This window comes from Bradyrhizobium sp. Kon10 (genome assembly GCF_055807395.1).
Genome location: NZ_JBVVOZ010000251.1, coordinates 1 through 265, shown reverse-complemented (window position 1 = coordinate 265; position 265 = coordinate 1). Strand labels below are relative to the sequence as shown.

The 265-nt window shown below is 63.0% G+C and carries 1 pseudogene; it reads left to right on the top strand.

What is annotated here, in order from left to right:
- Positions 1-82: 82 nt before the first annotated feature.
- Positions 83-265, top strand: a pseudogene (locus AC0L2O_RS36910) (short-chain dehydrogenase); the annotation flags it as partial.

The window sequence follows — 265 nt, the reverse complement described above, 5'->3', positions numbered from 1 at the left end:
CGCGCTTGGCGAAGGGGCAACAGTGCTTGCAGGTGGTCGTGGCACAGAAGCCCTGCAAGAGCTCTCCTGGGAGACATCAGGCGTGAAGACGCTGGCGGTCGACGCCACCAACGAGACCGCACCCGAAGCGGTTTTCGCCGCGCTTGAACCAGACGTCCTTGTGATCTGCGCCGGCGCCCTAGCTCCGTCCGCGCCCGTCCAGGAACAGAGCTGGGAGGACTTTTCGGCAAACTGGGAAATGGACGTCAAGGCATCGTTCCTGTTC